At 68.0% G+C, this 6,369-nt stretch carries 5 protein-coding genes and 1 pseudogene; 3 read left to right on the forward strand and 3 right to left on the reverse strand.

Features of this window, described 5'->3' with window-relative positions:
* Positions 1-2: 2 nt before the first annotated feature.
* Both ACFYY1_RS42955 and ACFYY1_RS42960 read right to left on the reverse strand, forming a co-directional pair.
* On the reverse strand, positions 3-488 hold the full coding sequence (locus ACFYY1_RS42955) for a winged helix-turn-helix domain-containing protein (protein ID WP_388595534.1): 486 nt from the start codon (positions 486-488) through the stop codon (positions 3-5).
* Positions 489-547: 59 nt separating this feature from the next.
* Positions 548-1,690, reverse strand: a pseudogene (locus ACFYY1_RS42960) (NF041680 family putative transposase); the annotation flags it as partial.
* A 408-nt stretch (positions 1,691-2,098) separates the two neighbouring features.
* Between ACFYY1_RS42960 and ACFYY1_RS42965 the strand changes: the two are divergent.
* Entirely contained in the window at positions 2,099-3,271 is a 1,173-nt protein-coding gene (locus ACFYY1_RS42965; RefSeq protein ID WP_388595536.1) for a WD40 repeat domain-containing protein, read from the forward strand.
* A gap of 713 nt (positions 3,272-3,984) precedes the next feature.
* Here the strand turns inward: ACFYY1_RS42965 and ACFYY1_RS42970 are convergent.
* Positions 3,985-4,608 (reverse strand): TetR/AcrR family transcriptional regulator, encoded by a 624-nt coding sequence (locus tag ACFYY1_RS42970; protein WP_388595538.1) that lies wholly within the window; start codon positions 4,606-4,608, stop codon positions 3,985-3,987.
* 193 nt (positions 4,609-4,801) lie between these two features.
* Here ACFYY1_RS42970 and ACFYY1_RS42975 point away from each other — a divergent pair, with 193 nt between their 5' ends.
* Both ACFYY1_RS42975 and ACFYY1_RS42980 read left to right on the forward strand, forming a co-directional pair.
* On the forward strand, positions 4,802-5,962 hold the full coding sequence (locus ACFYY1_RS42975) for a serine hydrolase domain-containing protein (RefSeq protein ID WP_388595540.1): 1,161 nt from the start codon (positions 4,802-4,804) through the stop codon (positions 5,960-5,962).
* Between the two features lie 234 nt (positions 5,963-6,196).
* The coding region (locus tag ACFYY1_RS42980; RefSeq protein WP_388595541.1) for an aldehyde dehydrogenase family protein at positions 6,197-6,369 on the forward strand (173 nt) is incomplete at its 3' end.

The following is a 6,369-nucleotide window of genomic DNA, read 5'->3' on the forward strand; positions in this document are numbered from 1 at the left end:
CGCTAGGCTTTTACCCGCGGCCACACCTCCTTCTTCCACAGCTCCACCGCGTGCTCGTCACGCTCGAGTGCTCTGCGGGCTGGTGCCTGCCAGGACCAGCCGTGCCGTTTGAGCAGCCGCCACACCGTCGCCACCGACAGGCTCACCAGCAGCCGCCGGCGGATCACCGCCTGGGCCCGGGCCAGAGTCCAGCGTTCGTCTTCGAAGCCGTGAGCTGCAGGTCCCTTCCCGAGTTCTTCCTCGAGTACGGCAAATTGGGAATCGCTGATGGTCGGGGAGTTCGCCGGACCTGCAGAGCGCAGACCCTCCAGTCCGCTCTCGCGCCAGGCACGGCGCCAGCGTTCCACAGACCGCACACTCACCCGCAGGTCCCTCGCGATCACTGCGGTCTTCTCACTCGCGGCGAACCTCTCGCCGGCCTGAAGCCGGATCCCCTCACGAAACGCCCGACGCTCAGCGGTCAGGCCCCCACCCTCCGGATACCTCATCCCACCGGCATACCGCAGGGATCATGAATCGTCACTCCCCGACGACAACCCGAAAACCTCAGTAGCCAGGTCCAGCGGTCTGCGGCTTCGGGGGTGCGGATCTTCGGGCAGGTCCAGCCGAGGGTCTGTTTGAAGAGCCGGAAGGTGTGCTCGATGTCGAAGCGTCGCAGGAATGCCTGCCAGAGCAGGTCGACGTCGGTTTCGGTGGCATCGGTGCCTGACCACCACAGCCAGACCGGCTTCGGTGTCGCGCCGCTGGGCAGGTGCTCGACCTGCAGAAGGATGACGGTCCCCTCGATGACCGGCAGGGCATCGAGCTCGGCGGTCCAGGCCGAGCGGTGGGTCAGTCTCGGGTGGAGGCGGTCCCATGCCCGTGCAATCGCTTTGCCGTAGAGGTGGGTTGCGCTCAGCGTCTGGGCATCGGGAGTGTCCCAGGTGGCCGGGTCGCCGAAGACGAACTCGCCGCCGTGGCGGGGCGGGCGGCCTCGGACACCGGGCTCGCGGTTTGGTACTGCACGTCGCAGGACACGGTCCGAGCGCATCCGGCCCAGGACCTGCACCGGCAGATCCTTCAGCAGGAAGGCCAGGCGGGGCACGTCGTAGCCGGCGTCCACGACGACAAGAATGTCCGGGTCGCCGTCCTTCCACTGCCCGGCCGTGATCAGCCGCTTGACAAGCTCGCGCATCTGCCGGGCGGTGGCGGCATCGTCGCCCGGTGCCAGGCGTAGTGCGTCCAGCGGTGCTGTCCAGGAACTGCGACCGGTTTCCAGGGCGCAGATCACCGAGTATGGCCAACCGGGCACGGGAATGTGCTGGCCCTTGCCCCGTCCGTAGGTGTGGCACAGGATCCGTTGCGGTGAGGTGTGGGCGCTGGGCCGCAGCCAGCAGGTGAGGTCGGCGGCCAGCACCAGCCGACCATCCGCCGCCCGTGGCAGCGGCACCGTGGCCAGGGTCCGTCGCAGCCGGGCGACATCGACCCGCCCCGCGGACAGGGCGTCGTAGAGGCCGCCGTGCCCGCGACGGTGTTCACCGACCAGCGACAGTTCCACCAGCGACCGGACCGGCCCATCCACGCACAATACTGCGTCCGCGAGTTCGAACAGCGCATCCGCACGCCTGGTCAGACAGGAGTAGAACGCACCCCGGAAGTGTGACAGTCCCGCGAACGGATCCTGCCGGACAGCATGATGCGACAGACTCATTCCCACGGCCTTCGTGCTGAGCTTGTGTGTTCCTTGGTCGGATCACATGCTCAGCCGAAGGCCACCCGCATGTACGGCAGTTACTAGTCTGAGTGATCAAGTACGAAGACTCGTTCGGACCGCGCGGTTAAAGAACCCGCGCGGATAGGTGAGGCGGGGGCGGATGTGGGTCTGGAGTGGCTTGGCTCCTGTCCGCTGTGGCTGCGGGGGCTTCGGTGGTGACGCTACGTAGTTGGCTATGTAATCGTGTGGTGAGGTGTGCTTGGTTGGGCGTGGTGTGTCGGTGGGGGCTGGTTGGATGCAGGGATGTCCGATGATCTGAGTGTTGACGGAGCCCGGGCCGTGCTTGCGGGCGTGGATGGGCGGTTGGCGGACCCGGGGTTCTTGGTGAAGGCCGACCCTGGTCAAGTGCTGCGACTGATGGATGGAGCCTCGGTGCCTCCGGCGCGATTGGCGGCGGTGTACCGGGCCTCGGTGCACCTGCACCGGGACGTCACTGCGGGGGTTCGCAGGCAGTTGCTGGCGCTGGACGCAGCCCGATATGGGGACCGGGAGCTGGCGGCGCGGATAACCGCCGTTTCGGTGAAGGGCGAACCCGCCGCGCAGTGGGGGGTGGAGTGGGCCACCGGTACCGCGGTTGAGCACCGGTACCGGCATGTTGTCCTGCCCGGCCATACCGGCGATGTGGAGTCGATGGCGACGACCGTGGTGGGAGGCAGTGCGGTCGCTGTCACCGGCAGCCGGGACGACGAGACGGTGCGGGTGTGGGACCTGGTCACCGGCCAGCCGGTTGGTGAACATCTGACCGGTCTTGCCCAAGGGGTGCGGGCGCTGGCGATGGCCGTGGTGGACGGCCGCCCGGTCGCCGTCATCGCCAGCAATGATGAGACCGAAGGGACAGTACGGGTGTGGGACCTGGCCACCGGCCGGCAGATCGGTGAGCCCTTGGACAGTGACCACGGCTGGATGACGGCGGTGGCGACGATGGTGGTGGGCGACGGTAGCTCCCGCGCCATCACCTGTGACAGCGATGGCCGTGTGGGGGAGTGGGACCTGGCCACCGGGAGCCAGGTAGGTGAGCTGGACAGCCTTACCCTTTGGACGTGCGCGGTGGCGACGGTCGTCGTGGACAGCTGTTCCCATGCCGTCGCCGGCGGGCTTGGTGGGTTGGCGTGGGTCTGGGACCTGGCCACCGGGCAGATAGGGGAGTCCCTGATCGGCCATACCGGCGATGTGTGTGCGGTGGGGACGGCGTTGGTGGGGGGTCGGCCTGTCGCCGTTACCGGCAGCGACGATGCCACGGTACGCATGTGGGATCTGACTACTGGACAGCAGATTGGTGAGCCGCTGACCGGTCATACCGGCACGGTGCTGACGATGGCGACGGGGGTGGTCGAGGGCCGCTCGGTAGCCGTCACCGGCGGCGCCGACCGACAGGTGCGGGTGTGGGACCTCGCCACCGGCCGACCGATCGGGCGGGACCTGGTGTTTCCTGCACCGGTGAACGCAGTTGCGGTGGCGCCGGATGGCCGGCTGGTGGTGGGGTTCGGTCATGAGGTGGCGGTGCTGGCCCGCCGCTGACCCGGCCCATAGGCGGTGGAGAGGGCGTTTGTCCCAGCGGTGGGTTGTCCATGCCCGGCAGGCCCGCGAGGCTGAAGCCTCACCCTGGAGATGCCGACACCCTTGAGCTCTGGATCGTCCAGGTCCACGACCGAGGGCTCAACGCCAAGGCCAAGCGGATCGCGCGCCAGATGCGCGGACGAGCAGGCTTCACCCTTCTTCGCCACCGCGTTCTCCTCGGATAGCGACACGCTCCGTCAACACCGAATGTGAGATAGGGCCGCTCGTTTGGCAGGCCGGACGGCGAGGCGTTTGAAGTTGTGGAGCAGGGTGGTTCAAGGTCTGCACGACGACGTAGCGGAGCTTGCCGGTGCCCTTGATGTTCGGTCACGGTTGGGGTGGGAGTCGTAGCCCTTGTCGCTGAGCAGGGCTTCGGGCCTGTGGCGCGGCCGGCCGGGGTGGCTGGCGACGGGCGGGATGCCGTCGACCGGAGCGAGGGTCTGTGGGGAACGTCGTTGACGTGCGCCCACGAGGCGTCGTCCACGATCCACGGCCGAGTACTCGCACTCCAGCGAGCGGGCGAGTCACCTGACCGGTCACGGCCGGCCGGGAAACGTCAGCGAGATCGTGTAAGGAGCTCTCTCGGCAACTGCTGTGGTCGAGTTGCTGCCGTTGGCTTGAGCCAGCCGTGGTCGTCGGGCCGGCATCAGGCAAAGGAGCCGGAACGTGGCTGTCTACCCGTGCTCGTCTGCACCGCCGGCCCGGGGGGAGCGGTCGAGGAGGCGTACGGCGAAGTCGATGGCGCGGTCCGCTCGTGCGCGGTCACCGGAGACGAGGAGATCGAGCTGCAGGCCCCGCACCTGTGCGAGGACAAGGGTGGACAGAGCGGAGGCGTCCTCCGGCGGCCAGCCGTCCGCGACAAGCCTGCTGGCGATGATCTCGATCCAGTCGTGGATGATCGACCGGGAGAGTTCCTCGTCTTCCCCGAACCCTTCCCCGTGATGGCCGACGAATTCGAAGAGCAGGAGGAACTGGCGCTGCTCCTGCGGTTCGCACAGTCGACGCCACAGCGCCCTGACGAGTTCGGCCGTCGAGTGTGCCTCATGGAGTTCCGCGTCCGACGTCAGCCACGCGGCCAGATCCGTGCGGACCTTCTCCGCGACGGCCAGGAGCAGCTCGTCCTTCGAGGAGAAGTGTCGTAGCAGTGTCGCGTGGGTGACGCCGAGCGCCTGTGCCACGGGACGCAGGGACAGGCCGCTGATGCCGTGTTCGAGGATGTACTCGGCTGCTGCGGCCAGCAACTCAGGCCGCCGGTGCTGGAAGCGGAGAGTGCGCCCGTCGACGTGGGATGAACTCATCGTCGCCCTGTCCTGTTCATGCGTTGATGGAGATTTAACAGTACCACTCGGTTGCCCTAACCGGTTGGTACTGCTAATTTCTGTTCATCGCGACCAGTCACTCCGGTCCCAGGGCGAGCCCGCCCCGGCAGCGGTGCCGGTTCGCTTACGCCCATCTCCTTCCGGATCCCCCATTCACACTCGAAGGACGGCAATGACTGATCACAAGGGCATGACCCTGGTCGACCTCGGCCTTTTCACCGGGGTGCCGCAGCACGAGCACTTCTGCCGGATGAAGGACCTCCTCGACACCCGCGAGATGGCGCCTTCCGCACACCCTTATCCCTGGCCGCACGGTGAGGCGGCTCCGCTGCCGGAGAGCTTCGACTACAACGGCACCGCACGGGTGACCAAGGAGTTCCTGGCCCGCACCGACACGTCCGCACTGCTCGTGCTCGTCGACGGGATCATCAGGCACGAGAGCTACTTCCTGACCGGCGGTCCGGACGTGCAGTGGCTGTCCATGTCGGTCGCCAAGAGCTTCATCTCCGCGCTCGTCGGTATAGCGGTCGCCGAGGGGCACATCACGGGCATCGACGAGCCCATCAGCTCCTACGTGCCGGTACGGCCCGGATCCGCGTACGACGGTGTGTCCATCAAGGACGTGCTCCAGATGTCCTCCGGCGCCCGGTGGAACGAGGACTACAACGACCCGGCCTCCGACATCTACCAGCTCACCGCCGCGACGGCGGGCATCGGCGGCACGCTCGACGACTTCGTCGCCCGCATGGTGCGCGAGAGCGGGCCCGGCACCGTCTGCCGCTACAACTCCGGTGAGACGCAGATACTCGGCGCCCTGCTGGCCCGGGCCACCGGCCGCCCGGTCGCCGACTACATGTGCGAGAAGCTGTGCGAGCCGCTCGGCATGACATCGGCGGGCTACTGGCTGGTGGACCCCGCCGGGACGGAACTCGCCTTCGGAGGGCTCAACCTGACCGCCCGCGACTTCGCCAGGATCGGAGAGCTGTACCGCAACGGTGGTGTGTGGCAGGGCCGGCAGATCGTGCCCGCACAGTGGGTGCGTGACTCGGTCACCGTGACCGCGCCGCACCTGCAACCCGGCCGCCCCCTCGTCGGCGGCCAGCAAGCCGATGGAGTGGGGTACGGCTATCAGTGGTGGCTTCCGGCGGGAGACCGCGGCGAGTTCAGCGCGGTCGGCGTCTACAACCAGTTCGTCTACGTCGATCCGGTCAGCCGAACCACCATCGTGAAGCTCTCCGCCAGCCGCCTGTACGGGACGTCCACGGACGAAGCCACCAGCGGCGAGGAGGAGACCATCGCCTTCCTGCGCGCGATCGCCCGGCACAGCCACTGACCCACGAGTGAACGCGGATGCTGTGCCGCGTGCGCGAGGGGCGGGGCGGAGCGGGTCTCCACGCGGCGCCCGGCGGGCACGGCGACAACATCACCACCCGTCAGCAACAACCCGCCCCACCCCGCCCACGACGCGCAACCGCCGGGCTTACCGTTGGCCACCGGGCAGCGGCACACCCGACCCCTGACCATCGCGGACGGTCTCGTCCGTGACCCTTTTCCGGGAGGAATAGTGATGAAGGCCCACGACGGCATGTACATCGACGGGGCCTGGCGGCCCGCCGCGGGACGGGACACCATCGCGGTGGTGAATCCGGCGGACGAGCGGATCATCGCCCACGTCCCGGCCGGCACCGCCGAGGACGTCGACGCCGCGGTACGGGCCGCCCGCGCCGCGCTCCCCGCCTG

The sequence above is a fragment of the Streptomyces sp. NPDC001890 genome (assembly GCF_042891445.1).
GTDB lineage: Bacteria > Actinomycetota > Actinomycetes > Streptomycetales > Streptomycetaceae > Streptomyces.